We start from the raw sequence: 22,406 nt of genomic DNA, 5'->3' as shown, positions 1-22,406 counted from the left end.
CCGGTCACGGCAGCCATTGGGCTGTTCGGTCAAAGGATAGGTTTGCCGCCTGTCACGGCATAGCGCGAGCCTGAGATGTAGCTCGCCTCATCGGAAGCAAGGAGGACGTAGATCGGCGCGACCTCGACGGGTTGGCCCGGCCGTCCCATCGGGTAGCCCGAACCGAAGTTCCTGACGGCCTCGTCGGGCATGGTGGCCGGGATCAAGGGTGTCCAGATGGGGCCCGGCGCCACACTGTTGACCCGAATGCCTTGTTTGCCCAGCAACTGCGCCAGGCCTGCGGTGAAGTTGGCAATTGCACCCTTGGTCGTGGCGTAGGCCAGCAGCTTGGGCGAGGGATCGTCGGAGTTGACCGAACTGGTATTGATGATCGAACTGCCCTTGGGCATCGACGGCAATGCCCGTTGGCAAATGCGGAAAATGGCCGTGATGTTGACATCGAAGGTCTTCAACCACTCATCATCGTCGATCTCGTCCAGGGTCTCGTGGGACATCTGGAAGGCTGCATTGTTGACCAGGATATCGATGCGCCCGAACTGCGCCACAGTCTTGTCGACGATGTCATGACAGTGCTGTTTCTCAGCCAGGTCGCCCGGCAGGAGCAGGCATTGTCGGCCCGCAGCCTTGACCCACCGCGCGGTTTCTTGTGCATCTTCGTGCTCGTTCAGGTAGGCGATGGCAAGGTCCGCACCTTCGCGGGCGTAGGCAATGGCGACAGCCCGCCCGATGCCGCTGTCACCACCGGTGATCAACGCTACCTTGCCTTCCAGCCGGCCGTTGCCGGCATAGGTTTTCTCACCACAGTCGGGGTAGGGCTCCATCTTGCGCTGTGAACCCGGGACGTCTTGTGGTTGCGAGGGAAACGGAGGCGTTGGGAAGTCGCGCATGGTGAAAGCTCCTTGAGTTGGGAACGCTCTTACCTTTTCGAATGATCCGGACAGGGAGTGTTGGAATGGATCACGCACTGGTGCGACAAACGGTGCTCGCATGCACCGTTTTCTGTCGTTCGATTGCATTGCCGCGTTGCTGGGCTAAGGTGGGATAACCCACATCTAATACTAAAGTCGTAGGAGGGCGGCATGCGCATACGCGGTGAGGTTTTCTGGGGTTGGGCCGATCCTACGCTTCACCATCGAACTCATGGCGAGACACTGGATGATGGCAAGATGCTGGAGGTTCAGGTGCGCCTGTCGCGCACAGGCAATACACAGATGTTCATTGGCGTGTACGCCGCCAGTGGCATGGTGCTTCACGAAGAAGCGTTCGATTCACGGCCTGGGGAATCGATGACGCGGGCGCTGGCCTGGGGTGTTGGGCGTGCCAGATGTCTTGCGAGCGAGGAGGGTGGGAAACGGGCACGCGCTTGATCATTCCCTGACGGTTCTCCCAGGCATGGCCAGGGCGATTCCTTCACCCTGGCCTGCAGCACGATTTTAACGGTTTTCGTCGTTCATTCCGCTGTCCTCGTCCTGAACAGCCAGGGATGCATCATCCATGTCACTGTGCTCCGTGTCGGATTTGGAGCCAGAATGATGGCCCCCTTTGCCGCCTTGCTGGGTGCCACCACCGGCACGCTGAGGATCGTCCTGATCATTCACGCCACCACCTTGTCCACCTGGCTGAGTACCCCGCTGATCTTGCCTGTCGGGTTGACCGCCTGGCATCTGCCCGCCTTTCTGTCCTTCGTCCCAGCCCCGTTGCGGGTCGTTGGTTCCTCCCGACGACTGGCCTCCTTGCTGACCCGGTTGCGAGGCTTTTTCTCGGTCATTCGGAACGTTGCCAGGGGTGGTCTGAGGGGTGCCGCCTTGCTGTCCGGTCTTGCCTTGGTCGTTGGCCATGATCTCGCACCTCGTATGTTGACACAGGGAAACCTGTGTTTACTTCCGATGCCGGCCTTCGCAGGAGTGCTCCCACAACTTTCGTAGTAGCGGACCAGAGGCGCGAAAGTTCCCGAGGCTCAATGTGTTGCGTCGTAAAAGCCTTGGCGACGAGCCACAGCTACCCATTACCACCACGCTCAGTGTTCGAACGCCAATGGATGTTCCTGCGGTAAACCGAGTGCCGTTCATTGGTGGATCAGGTACCTGTCATAGATCGACGTGACTGAACTCCCACGCCAGTGCCTACGTCCCCCGAATGAATGCCGCATGTTCTCGGCGTTCGTCCACCCATCAGCTTCGAGGGCGTCACAATGGAAAAGACCGATCAAGGTTCAACCGCCCCACCTGGCAGTACCCAGGACCACCTTCACACCCTCGGCGACGAAGCCGGAGCGCTGCTGGGCGAAGCCCGGCAAAAAAGCAGCGAGCAATACGAGCACTACCGCGACAGCGCAGCCGAACAGCTCGATTCGCTCAAGGAAGGCGCGCGGTCGGCAGCCACGGCGCTGGAAGGCCATGACAGCCTGGGCCTTTCGCAATACCTGAGCGAGGCGGCCGAGTGCGTCGGCAGTTTCGCCGAACAGGTACGCCATGAGAGTGCCGAAAGCCTGCTGCAGCGTGGCGTGCAGTTGGCGCGGGACAACCCGGCAGTGTTTCTGACAGGCAGCGTAGCGGTGGGCTTTGCGTTATCGCGTTTCTTGCGTGCCAGCGCCAGCCATCCCACTGCAGATACACCTAACGCGCCGGCTCAAGGCGTCAACGCGTCTCGTCACCCGCTGTCAGCCACGCCAGACAGGGCGAGCGATGTGTCCACCCATAAGCCCTACACCCCGGTCGACCCTGTCGGGGTCGGTGCTGGCAACTCGGTAGGCGCAAGCCCGTTCGAGCGTGACCCGCTCAAAGGAGGCGAATGATGAACAAGGATACTGTGCACACGAGTCCCGGGTTGCACCCAGCCGATAGCGACCCTGTCGGTGTGGGAAGCCTGCTGCGCCAGTTGATGCGGGAAGTGCCGGAGCTGTTCACCAAGGAGCTGGCACTGGCCAAGGCAGAGCTGCAACAGAACCTGGCCACCTTGAAGGCGGCTACAGCAGCCGTAGCGGCCGGGGCGATAGTGCTTCTGGCGGGCTTCGTCATTCTCCTGCTGGCAGCGGTGTATGCCTTGGCACTGGTAGTCCAACCGTGGCTGGCGGCCTTGATCGTCGGGGCGGTCACGGTGCTGATCGGCTTCATCATGCTGCAGTCGGGCAAGAAGCAGTTCGAGCCCGGGCATCTGGCCCCTGATCGTACCTTGCATGCCATGCAGCAAGACAAGGACGCGCTGAAGAGGAAATTGCCATGACCACTTCCTTCGAACATGAATCGCACAAGGACCCAGACCTGCTCGAACAGGAAGTCAACGCCAAGCGCGAGCACATCAGTGACCTGGTCGATGCCCTGGAGCAGCGCCTGAGCCCGGGCCAGCTGGTCGACAGGGTACTGGCATACACCAGAGGCAATGGTGGCGAGTTCTTCCAGAACCTGGGTACCACACTGAAGAACAACCCTGTGCCGGCCACCCTCACTGTCCTGGGCCTGGCGTGGCTGGGGCTCAACCAGAACCGTCCGTTCAACCCCGGGCCTGCCTCTCAAGGGCCTGGTCTGGGCGAGAAGCTCGGTGATGCGGTCGACTCGGTGAAGGGTGCCTTCGCCCACGCCGGGGACGCTGTGCACGATGCCAGCCAGAAGATGCGCCTGAAGGCCCAGGATGTGCGCGACCGGGCCAGCGAACTGGGCCAGGGCGCACGCGAAAGCATGGGTCAGTCTGCCGACACGCTGCGCAGTTCCGCGCACAGGGTAGGGGACCAGGCCACGGCCCTCAAAGGCCAGTTCAACCATTTGCTCGAAGAGCAGCCGCTGGTGTTGGCCGCGTTGGGCATTGCGCTAGGGGCAGCGCTTGGGGCGGCGCTACCCGGTACCCGGAAGGAAGATCAGCTGATGGGGGCCACTAGCGATCGGCTGACGGAAACCCTCAAGGCCAAGGGCGAAGAGGTCAAGGAAACGGTGCAGCAGTCACTTGAACGGGTAACTGATGAACAGGCGACGCCGGCTGAGCGCAAAGGTGAAGGATCTGACCTTTCTTCGGGGCTTGGCTTCCCTTCTTGAGCGGCTTGCAGTGCTCGCGCCAGCCTCTTCGCCAAGCGGTGTGGGAGGCTGGCAGTGTTCAGGCGTCAGACAACGCCAACGGCAGTTCCAGTTCGAAGTGCCAGGTGGATTCCGCTCCCAGTTGCCCGGGAATGCTACGGGCACTGGCATGCAGAATCTGCAGCAGGTGTTGCAGCTCGGCGAACGCCCAGCTGGCGGCCGAGTCCGCCTCGACCGGTTCGTACCATGGGCTCAGCTCCAGGGTCAGGCAAAGCCACCCGCGAGGCAGGATGCGGGTCATCACGCGCAGGTCGAGCTGCGCGGGCAACGGCCCTTGGCGCACCTGCTCGAACAGGCAGTCGAGCAGCCTTCGGTAATGATGTGCATCGATCCAGGCACGGGCCAGTGCGCGCAGGCCGGGGCCGACGTCGAGGGTGCAGCCCAGCAGCGCCAACTGGTGACGATGCGGCGCCAGGATTTCCTCGGTGAGAATGCCCAGATTGTGCGCTTGGGCCTGGGTCTGCAGCTCGTGACGCTCGACCGAGGCGAGGGCGTTGATCCTGTCCAGGCTGCGGCCCATCTGATCGATCTCGACCACCAGCGCGTCAAGGGCTGGCTGGGTGTTGGCCGCACTGGCCCGTCGTGCCTGGTCGATCGCCTCTTGCATACGTTCAAGCCCAATACGCAATTGGTTGTTGATGGCGACCAGGGTCGAACTCTTGAGTGTGCTCTGCAAGCGTGCTTGCGCTCCTTCATGGCGCAAGGTCGCCAACATTCGGTCACGTTCAGTGAGGTCGCTCATACCGCCGAGCATCGCCACCTGCTTGCCGCTTGCATCACGAAAGGGTGTGCACCAGACGAAAAACGACGTGGCTACCCCCGCGAAGTCGATTACGACTTCGGTCATGAAAGGCTCTTCGCGCACGATCGCTTCACGCAGCCGGTCATGGGAGCGATTGCGCATCGCCTCCGGCAGCCAATGCGCTTCGTGCAGCGTCTGGCCTTGAATCTGTTCGAAGGTGGTTTCGGCATAGACCAGGTAGCGTCGATTGCACATCAGCAAGCGGCCCTGCAGATCGCGTACGAACATGGGATAGGGTGCCGAATCCAGCAACCCCCGCAAGAACCCGTACTCACGCGTCAGCGCCGGGTCCAGGGTATCTGCCGTGGGGCGCTCGGACTGCTCTCCGGCAAACATCCCGTGGCTGCGGGCCACCTCCAGCAACTGGAAGTGGCTGTCCACCCCCAGCTTCTGATAAAGCCGGACCTTGTAAGTGCTGACCGTCTTGTAGCTGAGACTGAGTTGCGCCGCGACCTCCTTGCTGCTCAGTCCTTGGCTGAGCAGTTGCAGGACACTCAGTTCCCGGGCCGAGAGCTGAGTCAGTTCACTCGTCCCCGCTGGCACCGCTGGCGCCGCCGGGTGGGTCGCGTCGCTGGGGAAATAGCTTCGCCCATGACTGACCGCATGCAGGGCATTGCGCAGTTCATCGACGGCGTCGGACTTGCTGACATAGGCATCGGCACCGGCCTGCAACGACCTTGCCGCGTAGATCCCCGCCTCCTGGGCGCTGTACACCAGCAGCCTGATGCCCTCATGGCTCGCCCTTAGCCGTCGCACGAGGTCCAGCCCACCCAATCGCGGCACCATCAGCTCGACGATCACCACTTGCGGGCGCAGCAGCCGGCACTGCAGCAAGGCATCCTGGCCGTTGTCCACCTCGGCGAGCAGTTGATGGCCCGTGCGTTCGAGCAGCGCCCTGAGGCCGTCGCGAACGATGGGCTGGTTGTCCACGACCAGCACGCTGCTCATGCACTGTTTCCTCGTGTCCATTCCCCGCTGCCAAGCATAGACCAGCCCTCAAGTCGGGAAACATTCCTACAACTGCACTGAAACTGTTCCGACATCTGTTGCGAAGTCGCGCGCGCAAGCTTCTGGCATCACTTTTCCAGCGCCCGCGAGGTTGCCATGAACCACTACCACACCCCCCATTCCGGCTCGCCGCGATTTGAGCGAACCCGCCTTGCCCAGGCACTGGGCCTGCTGCTTGCAGGGTTGTTCAGCCTGCAGCCGATCGAGGGCTGGGCCGCCGACACGCGTATCGTGCCCCTGGCGTTTCCGGGCCTGCTGCTGGGCGCGCCGGCCCCCCTTGTGGTCAACACGGCAGACGGTATCGGCATCACCGTCAGTGGCCCCCATGACCAGGCCAGTGTGCTACTGGCCGCAGCCCGCACCATCGGTGTGCTGGCGCCGGCAGCTAGCAGCATCGGTTTCGATCACGCAAGCGTCGTCTCCAGTGCGCTCACCGCTGCCAACGCCAATGGTCAGAGCGCCCTGGTGGCACGGGATGGCGGCCAGCTGAGCGGTTCGCAAGTCACCATCAGCCTGGTACCCCAGGCCGCCAATGGCACCGCGGTGACCGCCAGCAACATGACAGGCGTGCGTGCCACCGGGGGTGGCCAGGTCACCTTGCACGACGCCCAGGTCAACCTCGGGGGTGGCGCCAGCGGCCTGAACAACCAGGGCTTGGTGGCAAGCGGTAATGGCAGTCACATCGCCTTCACCGGTGGCAGCGTCAGTACCCAATCCAAGGGTTCGGTGGCGGCACTTGCCCAGGAAGGTGGCAGCCTGTCGCTCGGGCAAGGCACGCAAATCACCGTGACTGGCGCCAGCAGCCCCACCACGGCCAGCCATGCGCTCAAGGCGACGGGCGCAGGCAGCCGGATAGACGCCAGCGACATCCAGGTGCAGAGCAGTGCCGTTTCGTCCAGTGGCGCTCGCGCCGAGGAGGGCGCGCAAATCCAGCTCCAGCGTAGCCAGTTCACCAGCGTCGGTGCCGCCACCAGCACCACCGGCACGGCTGTGCTGCATGCGCTTGGCGGCGCGAGCATTCTGGCCGATGCGGTGCAGGCCACAGCCACCGGCAACTTCGTGGGTGGCGTGCGGGCCGACGGTAGCGCCAGCCTGGTGCGCCTGAGCGGCAGCGAAGTGGCCATCTCGGGGGCCGGCAACGCCGCAGAGATCGCTGCCGGGGCCCGGGCCAGCAATGGCGCTGAGGTGGTCCTCGAAGACAGCCGGCTATCTACCCAGGGCACCTATGGCCATGGCGTATTGGTCGAGGGCAGCGGTAGCCGCGCCAGTGTCAGCGACAGCCAGGTAGACGTGGGCGGGGGCCGCGCTCACGGTGTCTACGTCAATAGCGGTGCCGACGCGGTGGTCAGCCGCAGCCGCATCAGCCTCGACCCGATTGGCACCTTGCCCGGCCCGTGGGGCTTCGGCGCGCAGGTGGAGGGCAGTGGATCGCACCTGATCCTGAACGACAGCGAGGTGTTCACCACCCAGAGAACCAGCTATGGCGTGCGTGCCTTGGCCGGCGCGCAGCTGGAGCTGAACGGCGGCCTGATCGATACCCAGGGCAATTACTCGGCAGGCCTGAGCGCGGGGAGCGCCACGGTGGTCGCCCGCGACCTGACGGTGCGCACCTCGGGCAACGACAACGCGATGGGCGTGGTGGCCGATGCCGGCTCCACCGTCTCGCTGTACGGCGGTACGGTCAGCACCAGCGGTAACGGATCACCTGTTGCGGGGAACCTCACGTTCCCTCACGCCCTGGTTTCACGCAACGAGGGCGCCCAACTCAATGCCTACGGCACTTCGCTGCACACCACCGGCACCCAGGCCTATGGCGCCGCGGTGGACGACGGCGGCAGCATGCTGCTCGAAGACCTCCAGGTGAAAACCGAAGGGCAGTATTCGACCGGGCTTTATGCCGGTATCGGCAGCCTGAAACCGGGGGCGGTCAGCCTGGTGGCACGCAATGTCAGCGTGCAGACCTTGGGCGACTCAGCCGCCGCTGCCATGGTCAGCCGCAACAACCAGGCCCCTGAAGCGACGCTGGACCTGACCGGTTCGACCCTTGCCACCTCCGGACGGCTTTCCCATGGCTTGCAAGCGGAGGGCGGTGCACGGCTGAGCGCCAGTGACACCAGCGTCGTCACCCAGGGGGAAAGTGCCCTCGGCGCGTTGGCCAATAACCGTTCCAGTATCCAGCTGGACCATGCCAGCCTCAATTCCCAGGGTGACCTGGGCCATGCCGCCGTCGCCAAGAACGGCAGCCTGCTCGAGGCCAGCGCCAGTACCCTCAGCGCTTCTGGCCAACAGGCCGCGGCGCTGTATGCCCAGGGCACCGAAGCACTCGAAAGCGTGGTCGATATCGATTCCAGCGTGCTGCGTAACCAGTCCGGCGCCACCCTCGGCGTTGCCGGTGTGGCGAATATCAGCCTCACGGACAGTGTCGTCGGGGGCAGCGGCCAGTGGTTGAACGTCGATCAGGCGGTGGCCAGCGACACCACCCAGCTGCCGGACATGGGCACTGGCCAGTGGCAGGGTGTTGGCAAGACCCTGGAAAGCATCGGCAAGACGAATGTCGACGTTTCAGGCTCGATACTCGACGGCTCGGCCCGCACCGCGCCCGGCAGCCGTTCGCAGGTAACCCTGCGCGACAGCAGCCTGTGGAACCTGACGGGCGACTCGAACCTCAGCCATTTGAGCAACCAGGCCAGTGTGATCGACTTCAGCGCGCCGCTGGCCGGCAGTTTCAAGACCCTTACCGTCAATAGCTACAACGGCAGCAACGGCACCATCGGGCTCAACACCTACCTCTACACGGACGGTTCTGCGTCGGACAAGGTGGTCATCGATGGCGGCGCAGCCACAGGCAACAGCAATCTGCTGATCACCAACGCCGGCGGCCCAGGCGCGATCACCCAGGGTAACGGCATTCTGGTAGTGGATGCCCTGAACGGCGCCGTCACCGATCCGACGGCCTTCCGCCTGTTGAACCGGGTGGTCGCCGGTCCATACGAGTACAACCTGTATCGTGGCAGCCAGGACGACAGCAACCGCCAGGCCTGGTACCTGCGCTCGACCGTTGAGACGGTACCCGATACTCCCGAAGTACCTGACACGCCAAAAACGCCGGATACGCCAAAAACGCCCGATACTCCGCAAACGCCTGACACGCCACGGACTCCCGATAGTCCGCAAACACCCGATTCGCCGCAAATCCCCGACACGGCGCAAGTGCCCGATACCGCCCAGGGCCCGCGAGCGCCACAGGTACCCAACTACCGCCCGGAAACCTCGCTGTACCGTGCGTTGCCGTCGATGTTGCTGAGTTACAGCCATGCCATGGTCGATACCCTGCATGAGCGGGTAGGCGAGGAGCGCCGCTTGGCCAGTGACCCCTTGCCCTCGTCCATCGAAAAAGAGTACGGCCCGAGCCTGGGCTGGGGACGCTTGATCTACCGCAAGGGCAACGATGACCTGGGCGAGGGCGCCCGCACGGACTACCGCATCCAGGCCTTCCAGGTGGGCAGCGACCTGTACCGCAAGGAAGACACGGACGGCAGCACCGATCAGGCGGGCCTGTCGCTGAATATCGGCAGAGTAGCCGCCAGCGTCGAGCACCTTGACAGTATCCAGGCGGGTGATGACCTGTTGCGCGCCTACGGCGTGGGTGGCTACTGGACCCATTTCGGGCCAGAAGGCTGGTACCTGGATGGCGTGCTGCAATTGAACCGGTTCGACATCAAGGCCAACTCCAACCAGCTGGCCGGGCTCAAGACCCGCGGACGCGGTGTCACCGCGTCACTGGAAGGCGGTTATCCGTTCGATGCCACGCGCGACCGCGACCTGCACATCGAACCGCAGGTCCAGTTGGTCTTCAGCAAGCTCAACGTGGATGACGCCCGTGACCCTGCCGCCGAGGTGCGTTTCGAGGATGTCGATTCGTTGACCGGTCGCCTGGGCGTGCGGATCGCCAAGGACTGGTCGCGCGCGGATGACAAGGGCAAGGTACAGCGCACCAACGCCTGGGTACGCCCAAGCGTGTGGCATGAGTTCAGGGGCAAGGCCAAGACCGAGTTCTCGTCTGCCAACGGTTACGTTCCGTTCGGCACCGACATGAGCGGTAACTGGGGCGAACTCAACCTGGGGCTGGACCATCAGATCGACGAACGCACCACGATCACCGGCTCGCTGGGTGTACAGAAGGCCTTTGGCAAGGACAGCAGAAGCCATGAAGGCATGATCGGCATCAAGGTGAAGTTCTGAGAACGCATGCCGGCAAGCGCCGCGAGCCAGGGGCGAAAGCGATAGGTCGTCAAAATGATCTATACCCAATACGGCAATCGCTTCTGACCCGTTGCAGCAGATCGCCAGGCGCACGTTCTGAACCTTTGTAGACGCAAGGAGTTTGCGATGGCTGAGGCAAGCAGGAAAATGAGCCTGATGGGGCTCACGACGCTAGTGACGGTGAACATGATGGGCTCTGGGATCATCCTGTTGCCCACCAGCATGGCGCAGTTGGGTGCCGTTTCGCTGCTGTCCTGGGTGTTTACCGCCATCGGCTCGATGGCCATCGCTTACTGCCTGGCGCAATGCGGGGTTTTCTGTACACGTTCCGGCGGCTTGTCGGCCTACACCGAAGAAGCGCATGCGAAGTCAGGGTTCTTCCTGTGCTCCTACCTGTACTTTCTGTCCCTGGCCATCGCCAACGTGGCGGTGGCCATTTCCGCGGTCGGCTACATGACGGCTTTCGTGCCCTGGCTGGGTACCGGTGCGTTGCCGCTGTGCGTCGGCACGATCACGCTGATCTGGCTGACCACGCTCGCCAACTTCGGCGGGCCGAAAATCACCGGCAAGATCGGCGCCTTCACCGTATGGGGGGTGATCATTCCCGTAGCGGGGCTGAGCATCTTCGGCTGGTACTGGTTCAAGCCCGAGATCCTCATGGCGGCCTGGAACCCCAACCAACTGCCGATCTCCGAGGCCATCGGCAAGGCCATACCCCTGACCCTGTGGGCGTTCCTGGGCATGGAATCGGCAGCCCAGGCCACAGATGCGGTGGAAAACCCTCGGCGCAACGTGCCTCTGGCCTGTCTGTTCGGCACCCTGGGGGCCGCTGTGGTGTACGTCCTGTCCACCACGGTCATCCAAGGCATCATCCCCAACGCCGACCTGGCCAACTCCTCGGCACCCTTCGCGCTGGTCTACGCCACGATATTCAACCCGACCGTGGGCAATATCATCATGGCCCTGGCGGTCGTGGCCTGTATCGGCTCGCTGTTGGGCTGGCAATTCACCCTGGCGCAAACCGCCAAGATGACGGCCGACCAGGACCTTTTCCTCAAACTGTTCGGCAAGGTCAACTCGATGAACGCGCCGGTCATCGGCATGACTGTGTGTGCCTTGTTGCAAACCGTGATGGCCCTGTCGACCATCTCGCCCGATGCCGCCGCCCAGTTCGCCAGGCTGGTCAGCCTGGCGGCGGTCACCAACCTGATTCCCTATATCACTGCATTGACCGGCTTGCTGGTGATCATGCACAAGGCTGGCGTCACGCCGGGGGTCTACACCCGCAACATGGTGGTGCTGCTGGTTGCCGTGGGCTACTCGTTGTATGCCCTGCACGCCTGCGGCCTGGAAGCGGTGATGGGCGGCACCCTGGTGTTGGCGATCGGCTACCTGCTGTATGGGTTCCTCGGTCAACGCTTCACCGATGCGTCACCGCGTAGCAATACGTCTACGCCAAAGCTCTGATTGCCGCATCGGCCGGTTGCCGGGGCCGCGTGAACCCCGGTCAGTGCTTGTGTTTGTGTTTGTGATGTTTGTGCTTGCCGTGGTCGTGATCATGACCATCATCAGCCATGCTGTTGCCAATGGCACCGCCTGCCGCGCCACCCAGGCCCGCACCCACGGCCCCACCTGTCGACCCACCGACACTGTGGCCAATGACTTGACCACCCGCGGCGCCCAAGCCGCCACCGATGGCAGCCTCGGTCTTTTTCCCATCCTTGGCGCCCATCGCGCCACCGGCAGCACCACCGAGGCCAGCGCCGATCGTAGCGCCGGTGGAGCCACCCACTGCGTTGCCAACCACACTGCCCAAGGTACCTCCAAGGCCGCCGCCCACGGCAGTGTTGGTGTTCTCTCCAGCGACTGCGGCTTGGGCGACGACAAGGGTTAAAGCCACTACGGATATGATCTTGCGCATTGTTCAGTCCTCAAACTGTGTACAGAAAAAGTCTGATCAAGTTTACATGAGAGGACAACGCTGAAACTCAAGTTCAAGGGGCTCAGGTCAAAAGGGGGAGCCGAACCGGTACCGGTCATCGGCTATTCGGCAAGCATTCACTGCGCTTCATATGACATGCAGTACTGATTCCGTTGCCGCTTCGCTTCGTACATCGCTGCATCGGCGTCTTTTATCAATTGGTCAGTGTCCCTGGAATCAGGCGGCGAAAGTGCAACCCCGATACTGGGCGTGACGAAGTCGATGAAGTGGTCATTCAAGCGAATAGGCTCGCCCAGGACCCGAAGCAGACGCTGTGCCAACAGCCGGGCGCCTTGCGCATCGGATCCGACCGCGACGAGGGTGAATTCATCACCACCCAACCTGAACGCTCGATCGGGTTCACGCACGGCATTTTCCAGGCGACGAGCGATGCAGATGAGCAGTTGATCGCCCACTTCGTGGCCAAAGGTATCGTTCACCTGTTTGAAGCGATCCAGATCGATGAACAATAGCGCCAGAGGCTGCGCGTTATCGCTCATCATGCCGCGAAGGTATTCGTGAAAGGCTTTGCGGTTACCCAGGCCCGTCAATGCATCTTTGTGGGCCATGTCATAGAGCAGGTCCTGATAGTCAACATGGGCACTGACATCGTGCAGGATGCCCCGGTAGCCCCAGGGCTTTCCGTTGTTGTCGAAAATGCGTGTAACACCGGCCTCGTAGTGCCCGAAACTGCCGTCAGCACGACGCATACGGCCCGAGAACACCGGCCCACTGTGCTGTCCTGCGCTGCCGAGTACCGCTGCCAGATCTTCGTCGTTTTCAAGCAAGGCGGCGAAGGACTCGCCCAACACGTTTTCCTGCGAATACCCAAGCTGCCTGCAGAAGGCAGGGTTGACCGCCTGCAAATGGCCAAGCGCATCGAGCTCGAAATACCCTTCCTGGATTCCCGCCAGGATCGCAGCATCCCGCGCTTCGCTCTGCTCAAGACGATCCAGCATCTGGTTCGCCTCTTTGGCCAGCGCGCCAAGTTCGTCATTGCCACGGTCTTGCAAGCGAATGCCTGTCGTTTCGGGGCCGATAGATGAAAGTTGGCTGTGCATGTGCTTGATGCGCCGCAGCAGGAACCCCTCCAGGCCCAGGTGAATGACGACCCAGGCCAGCATCAAGGAGGCTGCCAGCACGGCAGTGAAAATGTTGAGCTGGCGAATACCTTCGAGGTACAAGTGCCGGTCGCGTATCAACTGCAAACTGAGTTGTGGGTTGCCGACGCTGTCGTAGAACACCAGATCGATACTGTGGCGCTTGCCATCCAATAATTGCCGGTGAGTGACACTGATTTGCCCGCTATCACCCAGGACTGCGGCCTTTCGCTCGGTTTCGGCGGGTGGGGCCCAGATCAAGGTTCCACCTAACTGCTTCCTCAGATCATTGATGCGCGCCGTGTCCAGGAACGTGCCAGCAAACAGGTAGCCGCGCTTCGCCTGCGCCGCCACGAGCATCACCGGCACCCCTTCGATGGTGATGAGTTGACCGCTCGGTAGTTGAGCCACTGCCTGAGCCAGTTCGCTCAGCCTTTGCTCGATGCTCGCTTGCAACGATTCGGCAACCAACGGTTGATTTGTATTCAACGAAGCAACCCGGTGCCCAGACACAGGTTGCAGTACCAACGGTGTCCCTGCGGCTGCAGCCTGGATCACGAAGTCGAAACCGGTGCGGCGCAAGGTGAGCGGCGCCGCAGGATCATCCAACACCTGCACCAGGTCTCGCAACCGGTCGGCATCACGCTCGAAGAAGATGTCCAGCGTCGCTCGCAACCGGTCGCCTTCCATCGTGAGCAGTTGCTTGTCCTCTTGGTCCAGCCTGGCGAGCAGGAGGTTGTGCCCCAAAATCCACATCACCAGCAGCACCAACAACACGGGGGGCGTGAACAGGCACAATAATCGTTTTCGCAAAGTCATGAAGGGTTCTCGCGAATCATCTAAAAAGCAGCTGCGTCTCCAAGATATGGCGATACATGTCCATCGTTGCGCGGCCCTGCAGCAGCCAATCTGGCTAATCCTGTTCAGGAGAGTAGTATCTGCGTGCGATGAATCCAACTACGGCGCAGTCCAGGACAATCTCCATGGCTTTCGAACCGAGTGAAAGCAAGTTGTATTTCGAGGATCTGAAGGTGGGTGCATCCTTCACAAGTGGTACCTATGAGATGACCCTCGAGCGGATCTTCGAATTCGCTGCGCAATTCGATCCTCAGTCATTTCACACCGACGCTGATGCCGCGAAGGCGACCTTTTTTGGCGGGTTGGCGGCAAGCGGCTGGCACACGGCGGCTGTCACCATGCGGCTGCTGGTTCAAAGCGTTCCGATTGCAGGAGGGCTTATTGGCGCAGGCAGCGAGATCACCTGGCCAAGGGCTGTGCGACCCGGCGACGTATTGCGCGTGACGACAACGGTGAAAGAACTGATCGGCTCCAAGTCCAAGCCTGACCGGGGCTTGGCTGTCCTTGAAAGCATCACTTTCAACCAGGACGACGCCGTGTGCCAGCGTAACGTGTCCAAGGTGCTGGTGTTTCGACGACCGCCGCCGTAGCCACGCTAGCCCATGCATGTCGGTGGTCTATGATTGACGAGCCTCACCCTACCGGCGAGGCACGCAGCGTCAATCTCAGACCTACGAGGCAACATCATGGCTACCCTCAATGGAATGCTGGACCCGGATGATGCGGTCATTCTGCTTATCGATCATCAGAGCGGTTTGTTCAACACGTGATGTCCCTATTCCCGATCTACGCAACTACGTAATCGCTATCGCAAAGACAGCGACGCTGTTGAATATTCCAGTGATCACCACCGCCTCGGTGCCTGATGGCCCCAATGGGCCACTGATACCGGAGATTCACGAGCATGCACCTCACGCGGTGTACGTCCCTCGCACGGGGCAGATCAACACCTGGGACAACCCATTGTTCGTGAAGGAGATTGAAAAGACGGGGCGCAAGACGCTGATCATCGCCGGCACGCTGACCAGTGTCTGCATGGCGTTTCCAGCTGTGAGCGCGGTTCAAGCGGGGTACAAAGCCTATTGTGTAGTGGACGCTTCGGGTAACTGGAGCAAGTTGGCAACCGACACCACGATCGCGCGGGTCGCACAGGCTGGCGCGATTCCCACCGATACATTCGCCATCGTCGCTGAATTGATGCAAACCTGGAACCGGCCAGAGGGCTCGCGCTTTGCCCAGATTCTTGCCGACCATGTATGCCCGGAATACAAATGCCTGATGGAGAGCTTTGGCAAAGCGCAAGCGGTGGTCAAGGATGGCCCTGAAACGCACCTCGACAAATACCGGTAGTTGCCAGGTATCAAGTTTGGCCCCCGGATTACACCGGGGGCTCTCCCGCCTATTACACGTGCACGGCCGTCAAGGCGAAGTCCTGCGGACCCGCCGAAACATTCGAGGCGACAACCTCGATTGTCCAGTCGCCAGCTACGGGTTTGTCGACCTGGATCAATTCGACATTGTTGGTGCTGTCGAGTTTGAGAACGTTGGCTTTTGCGCCGCCTGGCGGGTTGCCAGTCAATCGCTTCCCGGACGGTGTGCGAACGATGAGATTCAGGTTGTTTACAAGCTTTTCTCCCGGATAGTCCGTGTACGCGAGCACTATTCGCAGGGGCCGAGCGGTGTCTGTAATCGCTTGCGTGACACTCCATTTTTTCCCGGTGACGAGTGCCGGGCCATCGATTGTCAGGATTGGGTGTGAGAGTGACCGGTCAAGATTCACACGCCCGAAGCCCTGATGGGGGTCGAGCAAGACGCCTTTGGGAGCCGTCCCAGGCAAGCGCTGCGCTCCGGCGATCAGCAGTGCCTTGATAAGTGCTGCACTCGGATTGGCTAACTGCCTTTGCGTACGCAAATACTCTCGCAGCAAGGCCACAGCCCCGGCCGTGAGAGGTGTGGCCATGCTTGTCCCACCCATATAGAAGTATTTGTGATTGACCGGGTAGGGGGACCAGGCGAAGTTGTTCGGGGCTATCTGTGTCGAGCGCGTGGAGAGGATGAAAGTGCCTGGGGCGACCACATCGGGCTTGATGCGGTTGTCGCGGGTGGGGCCGCGACTGCTGAATGCCGCAACCTGATCCGGTTTGTCAGCCATCGGGTTGCTGTGGAACGGGGCCACCGGGTAGTCCTCATTCCACCATTTGCCATAGGTTTGCGACTTGAACTGCGGACGTTGGTTTTCACTTGCCCCCACGGTGATGCAATTCTTGGCCGTTCCCGGGGAAGTGATGCTGGTTAGATTGATCTTGCCGTCTCCATCCTTGTCTGTCCCATCATTTCCTGCGGCGATGAGGAAGCAAAAGTCCCGGTGCTTCCAAACATATTCATCAAATTGCCGGCATTGCTCGTCGTATTCCCCAGCATCCCCGCCCCCCCAGGAGTTGGAGTGGATGCGCGCGCCCTTATCGTAAGCGAACTGGAACAAGGGTCCGAGATTGTCTGGCAGGCCGGCAAGCAGGAATCGGTGTTGTGCCAGATTCGGATGGGTCTGCGGCTTCCACTTCATTTCCTGTTCGATGGCTTGAAAGACCAGCGTTGCCTTATGGGCCAGGCCATGGATGCGTTCCGGTCCACCGTTCGATGCGCTGCCATTGCCGAGCACCGAGCCGCTGACATGCGTGCCATGCCCTGAGTTGACATCGGCAGCACCGTCATCCGCGCCACCATTGGTCACATGGTCAAGCCAGGCCGTGGCGATCGGGTAGCTCTTGATCGCGACGATCCTCCCGGCGAAATCAGGATGAATGGTTACTGGATCGCCTGTGTCGAGACCGGTATCGCAGACGGCAATGATTTCTCCATCGCCTGTCAGGCCGAGCTTTGTCGACATACTGGTCGGATTGCCATTGCCCATGATGACGGTAGCCACATTATTGCTTGTACGGGGTATGACCCGTTGCCGGATGTAGCGCACGCCGTGGACTGCAGAAAGTTGGCGAAGTTGTTCAGGGATGACGTTCGCGGGTTGAGTGGATGCCACGATCAAAACGCGGGCACGGGCGTTTTTTGAAACGGTCTTGAACCCGATTCGACTGGCCTCCTGTGAAACCTTCTGCACATCGGCCCCCTTGAATAGCTCTACCGAAAAATTGTCGGGGACCTCGCAACGCCTCGGCAGGGTGTCACGATTGTCTCTATTTCCCACGAGTTCAGGCGCAAGCCGTGCATCGTGCGGTAAATGTCCTACCCATTGTACGAAGGGCAGGTTGGCAATCTTCGTGAGTTGTTCGCCCGTTGCCCGGATGACATAGCCAAAAGCGCCATAGGGCTCACAAACATTCACGCCAAGTTTTCGCAGTTGGTTCAACCAGGTGCGTTTGATAGGGGCTACGAACTGCACTACATAGTGGTGGGGTTGCTCATCCACATGGGAAACATTCGGGTCGACGCCACCGCGGCTCAGCGTGTTGATCGTGCGCTTGCCGATTTGCAGGTCGTATTCCTGGGTGATGTCTTCTACCGGAAACGCCTGTGCCAGTGCTGTGGCCACTTTGTTACCCGCCTGGACCACCACGAATGCGTCGTAACGATCAATAATCTGCGCGCGTGCTTCAATTGAAGGAATATCGGATTTGTCCGCGAAGACTTTGAGGATTGACATTGCAAGACTCCTTGATAGGTAAGAGCAGCCGGCGCAGGCCTACCTCATAGTAGTAGGCCAGGAAACTTGCAATTAATGCTTGGCACTTTATTTGCTCCAGCCAAAGTAGCGGCTTGCGCTGTCCAGCAGGCGCAACCCAGCCTGGCAAGGGCTGCGGTGTTTCACAGCACGTTCCATCACTTGCAGTGTTTACCCAGTAGTGGGGGATTACTCCCACCTGGTTTAGGCGTGCAGTTGAGCAAGGCCCGCACACCCGGAGGCGCGATGAGATCATTTTCAGCATGGAGGCTCGCTGACAAAGCGAAGACCCAACTCACGGAAATCGCCGAACCTTTCCACCTCATGTGGCGATTCTCGTTGACCAGCTTCGCGATCATCAGCGGTGTGGCCATTGGTTTGGCCTGGTTCTCGACGCGTTTTCTGGTCAACGAAAGCCTGGAGCGCGATGCGTTACTTTCAGCGCAGTTCATTCAGTCGATCGCCGTTGGCGAAATCCGTCACCATGATCTGACGGGGATGAAAATGGGCGATGTGCTCTCCGCTGAACGCTATGGCATGCTCGATGCGCAAACCCTGGCCAATCGCCAGCGGGCGCGCACGGAGTTTCTCGACCATTTGGCCAACCTGCCGGATCTGTTGTTGGCGAGCATCTTTTCTGCCAATCGCGAGGTCATCTGGTCAACCAACCCCCAGTTGATAGGGCGCAAGGTGAAAGAGGATGGTCCACTGGAGGCCGCCTTCAGTTCGGGCGGGCGTGTCAGCGCCCGGTACGATGAAGTCGACCCTGAACGCACCGAACAGCAATTTACCCGACCGGCAAAGATGTTCTTCGTGGAAAACTACATTCCGCTGCTGGACGACCAGGGCAAGGTCCTGGCCATGGTGGAAATCTACAAGGAGCCAGTCGACCTGATCGAGCGCCTGGAGCGGGGGCGCGGGCTCATCTGGATCGCCACGGCAATCGGGGGGCTGATCATTTATCTAGGGCTGTTCTGGATCGTCTTGCGCGCGTCGCGGCTTTTGGCTCAGCAACAGGACCAGCTGGTAGCCAACAAGACGTATGGCGGCCTGGTGGAGATGTCCACGGCTGTCGCCCACAGCCTGCGCAATCCATTGGCCAGTATCCGCAGCAGCGCTGAACTGGCCCAGGCCACGCCCGGCCAGCCTGCGGTTCGAAACATCAACGACATCATTGCTCAGGTCGACCGGATGGCGGACTGGGTTGGCGAACTGCTGCAGTGCTTGCGTCCGTTGAAAGGCGAGGCGGAGTCGGTTGACCTGGTGACCAGCATCCATGAGGCCTTGAGCGTGTTCTGGCCCCGACTCGATCAATTGCGCATACAGACGGTGCTGGATATCGACGGACCGGTTGCGGTCACCAGCCACCGGTTGCTGCTTGGCCAGGTCCTCAATAGTGTGCTGGCCAACGCCATCGAGGCCATGCCCGGCGGCGGCACGTTGCACTTGACGTTGCAGCGCAACGGCCCTGATGTGTTGCTGTTCATTGACGATTCAGGCCCAGGGTTGACGCGCCAGCAGCAGATGGCGGCATTCAAGTCTTTCTATTCGACCAAGCAGGGCGGGCTGGGGATCGGCCTGGTAATGGTCAGGCAGGTCATGGAGCATTTTGGCGGGCATGCAACGCTGCAGAACCTGTCGCCCAAGGGGACCAGGGCCAGTCTGCGGTTTCGTGTTGAAATCCAACCGTTCAACAGGCGAACAGGTTGAGCCTTATTCACGTCCGGCTGTTTCCAATAGCCACTGCCTGAAATCAAGACTTACGGGCTCGGCTCAATGAACAGACCAACCGGCACGCTGTTCACCCTCACTGTCGTTACCGTCCTGGCGTTGCCTATCAACATTATTGCGGGCTTTTTCGGCATGAACGTAGGCGGTATCCCCTTGGCCGATGACCCTCACGGCTTCTGGGTTCTGGTCGCCCTGGTCGCGACCTTCACCTTGCTGGTGGGGCGCTGGGCGTTTCGCAAGCGTTCGGAGTACTGATTCGCAGGGGGGCTGGCGCCCGTTGCGTTTCTACACGCAACGGGCGCCAGTGGTACGACTCAGGCTTGAACGACCGGGATGTTCGCGCTTGCCGCCACTTCACGGTACTCGGCGATCTGGTCGAAGCTCAGGTAGCGGTAGACGTCGGCCGACATGCTGTCGATGTCGTTCGCGAACGCCATGTACGCTTCGACGGTCGGCAACTTGCCGATGATCGAAGCGACAGCGGCAAGCTCCGCCGATGCCAGGTACACGTTGGTAGCGTCGCCCAGGCGGTTCGGGAAGTTGCGGGTCGAGGTGGAGACCACCGTCGAACCGGTCTGCACGCGTGCCTGGTTACCCATGCACAGCGAGCAGCCTGGCATTTCCATGCGCGCACCGGCTTTGTCGAAGATGCCGTAGTAGCCTTCTTCGGTCAGCTGGTGGGCGTCCATCTTGGTGGGCGGAGCCAGCCACAGACGGGTCGGAATACCGCCTTCGACCTTGTCCAGCAGCTTGCCGGCTGCGCGGAAGTGGCCAATGTTGGTCATGCACGAACCGATGAACACTTCGTCGATGGCCTGACCCTGAACGGTCGACAGCAAACGGGCGTCATCCGGGTCGTTCGGCGCGCAGAGCACAGGCTCCTTGATCTCGGCCAGGTCGATTTCGATGATTTCGGCGTATTCGGCATCGACGTCGGCCGACAGCAGCTCAGGCTTGGCCAGCCAGGCTTCCATGGCCTGGGCGCGGCGCTCCAGGGTGCGGGCATCGCCATAGCCTTCACCGATCATCCAGCGCAGCAGGGTGATGTTCGAACGCAGGTACTCGGCGATGGCTTTCTCTGGCAGCTTGATGGTGCAGCCGGCGGCGGAGCGTTCGGCCGAGGCGTCGGACAGTTCGAAGGCTTGCTCGACAGTCAGGTCGTCCAGACCTTCGATTTCCAGGATGCGGCCGGAGAAGGCGTTGATCTTGCCTTTCTTCTCGACGGTCAGCAGGCCTTGCTGGATGGCGTAGTAAGGAATGGCATGGACCAGGTCACGCAGGGTGATGCCTGGCTGCAGCTTGCCCTTGAAACGCACCAGGACTGACTCAGGCATGTCCAGCGGCATGACGCCGGTGGCGGCGGCGAAGGCCACCAGGCCGGAACCTGCCGGGAACGAGATACCGATCGGGAAGCGGGTGTGCGAGTCGCCACCGGTACCCACGGTGTCTGGCAGCAGCATGCGGTTCAGCCAGCTGTGGATGATGCCGTCGCCAACGTTCAATGACACGCCACCGCGGTTACGCATGAAGTCTGGCAGGGTGTGATGGGTTTTCACATCCACAGGCTTTGGATAGGCCGCGGTGTGGCAGAACGACTGCATCACCAGCTCGGCAGAGAAGCCCAGGCACGCCAGGTCTTTGAGTTCGTCGCGGGTCATCGGGCCGGTGGTGTCCTGGGACCCCACGGTGGTCATCTTCGGTTCGCAGTAGGTGCCCGGACGGATACCGGTCACGCCGCAAGCCTTGCCGACCATTTTCTGCGCGAGGGTGAAGCCCTTGGTGTTTTGCACCGGTGCTTCAGGTTGCTGGAACAGGTCCGAAGGTGGCAGCCCCAGTTCGGCGCGAGCCTTGCCGGTCAGCCCACGGCCGATGATCAGCGGAATACGACCGCCCGCGCGAACTTCGTCCAGCAGCACCGGCGTCTTCAGCTCGAAGGTGGCGATGACGTCGTCGGTGCCGTGCTTGCAGACTTTACCGGCATGGGGGTAGACGTCGATCACGTCACCCATGTTCAGGTTCGAGACGTCGAACTCGATCGGCAGGGCGCCGGCGTCTTCCATGGTGTTGTAGAAGATCGGGGCGATCTTGTTGCCGAAGCAGAAGCCACCGGCGCGCTTGTTCGGCACGTAGGGGATGTCGTCGCCGAAGAACCACAGCACCGAGTTGGTGGCGGATTTGCGCGAGGAACCGGTACCGACCACGTCACCGACGTAGGCGACCGGGAAGCCTTTGGCCTTGACTGCTTCGATCTGGGCCAGCGGGCCAACCGACCCAGGCTGGCGCGGCTCGATGCCGTCGCGGGCCATTTTCAGCATGGCCAGGGCGTGCAGCGGGATGTCAGGGCGCGACCAGGCGTCCGGGGCAGGGGACAGGTCGTCGGTGTTGGTTTCGCCAGGCACCTTGAACACGGTCAGGGTGTACTTCTCGGCGATGGCCGGGCGCGAGGTGAACCACTCGCCGGCAGCCCAGGCGTCCAGCACGGCCTTGGCGTGGGCGTTGCCAGCCTTGGCTTTTTCAACCACATCGTGGAAGGCGTCGAACATCAGCAGGGTGTGCTTGAGCTGTTCGGCCGCGACGGCGCCCAGTTCGGCGTCATCCAGCAGCGCGACCAGCGTCTCGATGTTGTAGCCGCCTTGCATGGTGCCCAGCAGTTCGGTGGCGTGCTGGCGGTCGATCAGCGGCGACTGGGCTTCGCCCTTGGCGATGGCGGACAGGAAGGCGGCCTTGACGTAGGCAGCTTCGTCCACCCCTGGTGGAACGCGGTTGGTGATCAGGTCTACCAGGAAAGCTTCTTGGCCGACTGGAGGGTTTTTCAGCAGCTCGACCAGGCCTGCGGTTTGTTCGGCGTTCAGCGCGAGGGGCGGCAGGCCTTCCTCGGCGCGCTCTTGGACGTGACGGTCATAGGCTTGGAGCACGGCAATCT

At 61.4% G+C, this 22,406-nt stretch carries 15 protein-coding genes and 2 pseudogenes; 10 read left to right on the top strand and 7 right to left on the bottom strand.

The features are described from left to right. Positions 1 to 29: 29 nt before the first annotated feature. On the bottom strand, positions 30 to 887 hold the full coding sequence (locus tag ACIPZG_RS06820; protein WP_400711424.1) for an SDR family oxidoreductase: 858 nt from the start codon (positions 885 to 887) through the stop codon (positions 30 to 32). Positions 888 to 1,079: 192 nt separating this feature from the next. Between ACIPZG_RS06820 and ACIPZG_RS06815 the strand changes: the two genes are divergently transcribed. After that, the gene (locus ACIPZG_RS06815) at positions 1,080 to 1,367 is read left to right on the top strand and encodes a hypothetical protein (RefSeq protein WP_400711422.1); all 288 of its coding nucleotides are present in this window, start codon (positions 1,080 to 1,082) and stop codon (positions 1,365 to 1,367) included. A gap of 66 nt (positions 1,368 to 1,433) precedes the next feature. Here the strand turns inward: ACIPZG_RS06815 and ACIPZG_RS06810 are convergent, their stop codons facing one another. Then, on the bottom strand, positions 1,434 to 1,838 hold the full coding sequence (locus ACIPZG_RS06810) for a stress-induced protein (RefSeq protein WP_400711420.1): 405 nt from the start codon (positions 1,836 to 1,838) through the stop codon (positions 1,434 to 1,436). Positions 1,839 to 2,191: 353 nt separating this feature from the next. On the opposite strand from ACIPZG_RS06810, the gene ACIPZG_RS06805 reads away from it, so the two are divergent. From ACIPZG_RS06805 to ACIPZG_RS06795, 3 genes are read left to right on the top strand one after another with little or no spacing between them, the layout of a single operon-like run. After that, positions 2,192 to 2,794, top strand: a complete 603-nt coding sequence (locus tag ACIPZG_RS06805) for a hypothetical protein (protein WP_400711418.1) — start codon at positions 2,192 to 2,194, stop codon at positions 2,792 to 2,794. Continuing rightward, positions 2,794 to 3,222: a phage holin family protein gene (locus ACIPZG_RS06800; protein WP_400711416.1), complete on the top strand. Its 429-nt coding sequence runs from the start codon at positions 2,794 to 2,796 to the stop codon at positions 3,220 to 3,222. Before ACIPZG_RS06805 ends, ACIPZG_RS06800 begins: the two co-directional genes overlap by 1 nt. After that, positions 3,219 to 4,025, top strand: a complete 807-nt coding sequence (locus ACIPZG_RS06795) for a DUF3618 domain-containing protein (protein ID WP_400711414.1) — start codon at positions 3,219 to 3,221, stop codon at positions 4,023 to 4,025. Before ACIPZG_RS06800 ends, ACIPZG_RS06795 begins: the two co-directional genes overlap by 4 nt. 58 nt (positions 4,026 to 4,083) lie before the next feature. Here ACIPZG_RS06795 and ACIPZG_RS06790 read toward each other — a convergent pair whose 3' ends face one another. Beyond that, positions 4,084 to 5,814 carry a response regulator gene (locus ACIPZG_RS06790; RefSeq protein ID WP_400711412.1) on the bottom strand — a complete coding sequence of 577 codons (1,731 nt, stop codon included), beginning with the start codon at positions 5,812 to 5,814 and terminating at the stop codon, positions 4,084 to 4,086. Positions 5,815 to 5,970: 156 nt separating this feature from the next. Here ACIPZG_RS06790 and ACIPZG_RS06785 point away from each other — a divergent pair, with 156 nt between their 5' ends. Continuing rightward, positions 5,971 to 10,116 (top strand): autotransporter outer membrane beta-barrel domain-containing protein, encoded by a 4,146-nt coding sequence (locus tag ACIPZG_RS06785; RefSeq protein WP_400711410.1) that lies wholly within the window; start codon positions 5,971 to 5,973, stop codon positions 10,114 to 10,116. 147 nt (positions 10,117 to 10,263) lie between these two features. Then, entirely contained in the window at positions 10,264 to 11,604 is a 1,341-nt protein-coding gene (potE, locus tag ACIPZG_RS06780; protein ID WP_400711408.1) for a putrescine-ornithine antiporter, read from the top strand. Positions 11,605 to 11,644: 40 nt separating this feature from the next. On the opposite strand, the gene ACIPZG_RS06775 is transcribed toward potE, so the two are convergent. Then, entirely contained in the window at positions 11,645 to 12,058 is a 414-nt protein-coding gene (locus ACIPZG_RS06775; protein ID WP_400711405.1) for a glycine zipper domain-containing protein, read from the bottom strand. A gap of 137 nt (positions 12,059 to 12,195) precedes the next feature. Next, positions 12,196 to 14,037: a diguanylate cyclase domain-containing protein gene (locus ACIPZG_RS06770; protein ID WP_400711402.1), complete on the bottom strand. Its 1,842-nt coding sequence runs from the start codon at positions 14,035 to 14,037 to the stop codon at positions 12,196 to 12,198. A gap of 164 nt (positions 14,038 to 14,201) precedes the next feature. On the opposite strand from ACIPZG_RS06770, the gene ACIPZG_RS06765 reads away from it, so the two are divergent. Together ACIPZG_RS06765 and ACIPZG_RS06760 are read left to right on the top strand one after the other, a co-directional pair. Then, on the top strand, positions 14,202 to 14,666 hold the full coding sequence (locus ACIPZG_RS06765) for a MaoC family dehydratase (RefSeq protein WP_400711399.1): 465 nt from the start codon (positions 14,202 to 14,204) through the stop codon (positions 14,664 to 14,666). A gap of 96 nt (positions 14,667 to 14,762) precedes the next feature. Then, positions 14,763 to 15,426, top strand: a pseudogene (locus ACIPZG_RS06760) (isochorismatase family protein). 52 nt (positions 15,427 to 15,478) lie between these two features. Here the strand turns inward: ACIPZG_RS06760 and ACIPZG_RS06755 are convergent. Beyond that, a complete protein-coding gene (locus ACIPZG_RS06755; protein WP_400711396.1) occupies positions 15,479 to 17,734 on the bottom strand; it encodes a S8 family serine peptidase in 2,256 nt (751 codons plus the stop codon). A gap of 234 nt (positions 17,735 to 17,968) precedes the next feature. Here ACIPZG_RS06755 and ACIPZG_RS06750 point away from each other — a divergent pair, with 234 nt between their 5' ends. Then, positions 17,969 to 19,462 carry a sensor histidine kinase gene (locus tag ACIPZG_RS06750; protein WP_400711393.1) on the top strand — a complete coding sequence of 498 codons (1,494 nt, stop codon included), beginning with the start codon at positions 17,969 to 17,971 and terminating at the stop codon, positions 19,460 to 19,462. Between the two features lie 56 nt (positions 19,463 to 19,518). Beyond that, positions 19,519 to 19,738, top strand: a pseudogene (locus tag ACIPZG_RS06745) (CorA family divalent cation transporter); the annotation flags it as partial. Positions 19,739 to 19,797: 59 nt separating this feature from the next. Here the strand turns inward: ACIPZG_RS06745 and acnB are convergent. Continuing rightward, positions 19,798 to 22,398: a bifunctional aconitate hydratase 2/2-methylisocitrate dehydratase gene (gene acnB / locus ACIPZG_RS06740; protein ID WP_400711390.1), complete on the bottom strand. Its 2,601-nt coding sequence runs from the start codon at positions 22,396 to 22,398 to the stop codon at positions 19,798 to 19,800. Positions 22,399 to 22,406: the final 8 nt, after the last annotated feature.

Origin of the sequence: Pseudomonas sp. NPDC089395 (genome assembly GCF_044749525.1) — a bacterium.
GTDB lineage: Bacteria > Pseudomonadota > Gammaproteobacteria > Pseudomonadales > Pseudomonadaceae > Aquipseudomonas.
This window is presented reverse-complemented; position numbering and strand designations above follow the sequence as displayed.

Bases quoted from the DNA above. Each gene is read 5' to 3' on its own strand.
- potE (WP_400711408.1), top strand. From the start codon at position 10,264: ATGGCTGAGGCAAGCAGGAAAATGAGCCTGATGGGGCTCACGACGCTA.
- ACIPZG_RS06800 (WP_400711416.1), top strand. From the start codon at position 2,794: ATGAACAAGGATACTGTGCACACGAGTCCCGGGTTGCACCCAGCCGAT.
- ACIPZG_RS06775 (WP_400711405.1), bottom strand. From the start codon at position 12,058: ATGCGCAAGATCATATCCGTAGTGGCTTTAACCCTTGTCGTCGCCCAA.
- ACIPZG_RS06805 (WP_400711418.1), top strand. From the start codon at position 2,192: ATGGAAAAGACCGATCAAGGTTCAACCGCCCCACCTGGCAGTACCCAG.
- ACIPZG_RS06770 (WP_400711402.1), bottom strand. From the start codon at position 14,037: ATGACTTTGCGAAAACGATTATTGTGCCTGTTCACGCCCCCCGTGTTG.
- ACIPZG_RS06795 (WP_400711414.1), top strand. From the start codon at position 3,219: ATGACCACTTCCTTCGAACATGAATCGCACAAGGACCCAGACCTGCTC.
- ACIPZG_RS06765 (WP_400711399.1), top strand. From the start codon at position 14,202: ATGGCTTTCGAACCGAGTGAAAGCAAGTTGTATTTCGAGGATCTGAAG.
- ACIPZG_RS06785 (WP_400711410.1), top strand. From the start codon at position 5,971: ATGAACCACTACCACACCCCCCATTCCGGCTCGCCGCGATTTGAGCGA.
- ACIPZG_RS06815 (WP_400711422.1), top strand. From the start codon at position 1,080: ATGCGCATACGCGGTGAGGTTTTCTGGGGTTGGGCCGATCCTACGCTT.
- ACIPZG_RS06755 (WP_400711396.1), bottom strand. From the start codon at position 17,734: ATGTCAATCCTCAAAGTCTTCGCGGACAAATCCGATATTCCTTCAATT.
- ACIPZG_RS06810 (WP_400711420.1), bottom strand. From the start codon at position 1,838: ATGGCCAACGACCAAGGCAAGACCGGACAGCAAGGCGGCACCCCTCAG.
- ACIPZG_RS06790 (WP_400711412.1), bottom strand. From the start codon at position 5,814: ATGAGCAGCGTGCTGGTCGTGGACAACCAGCCCATCGTTCGCGACGGC.
- ACIPZG_RS06820 (WP_400711424.1), bottom strand. From the start codon at position 887: ATGCGCGACTTCCCAACGCCTCCGTTTCCCTCGCAACCACAAGACGTC.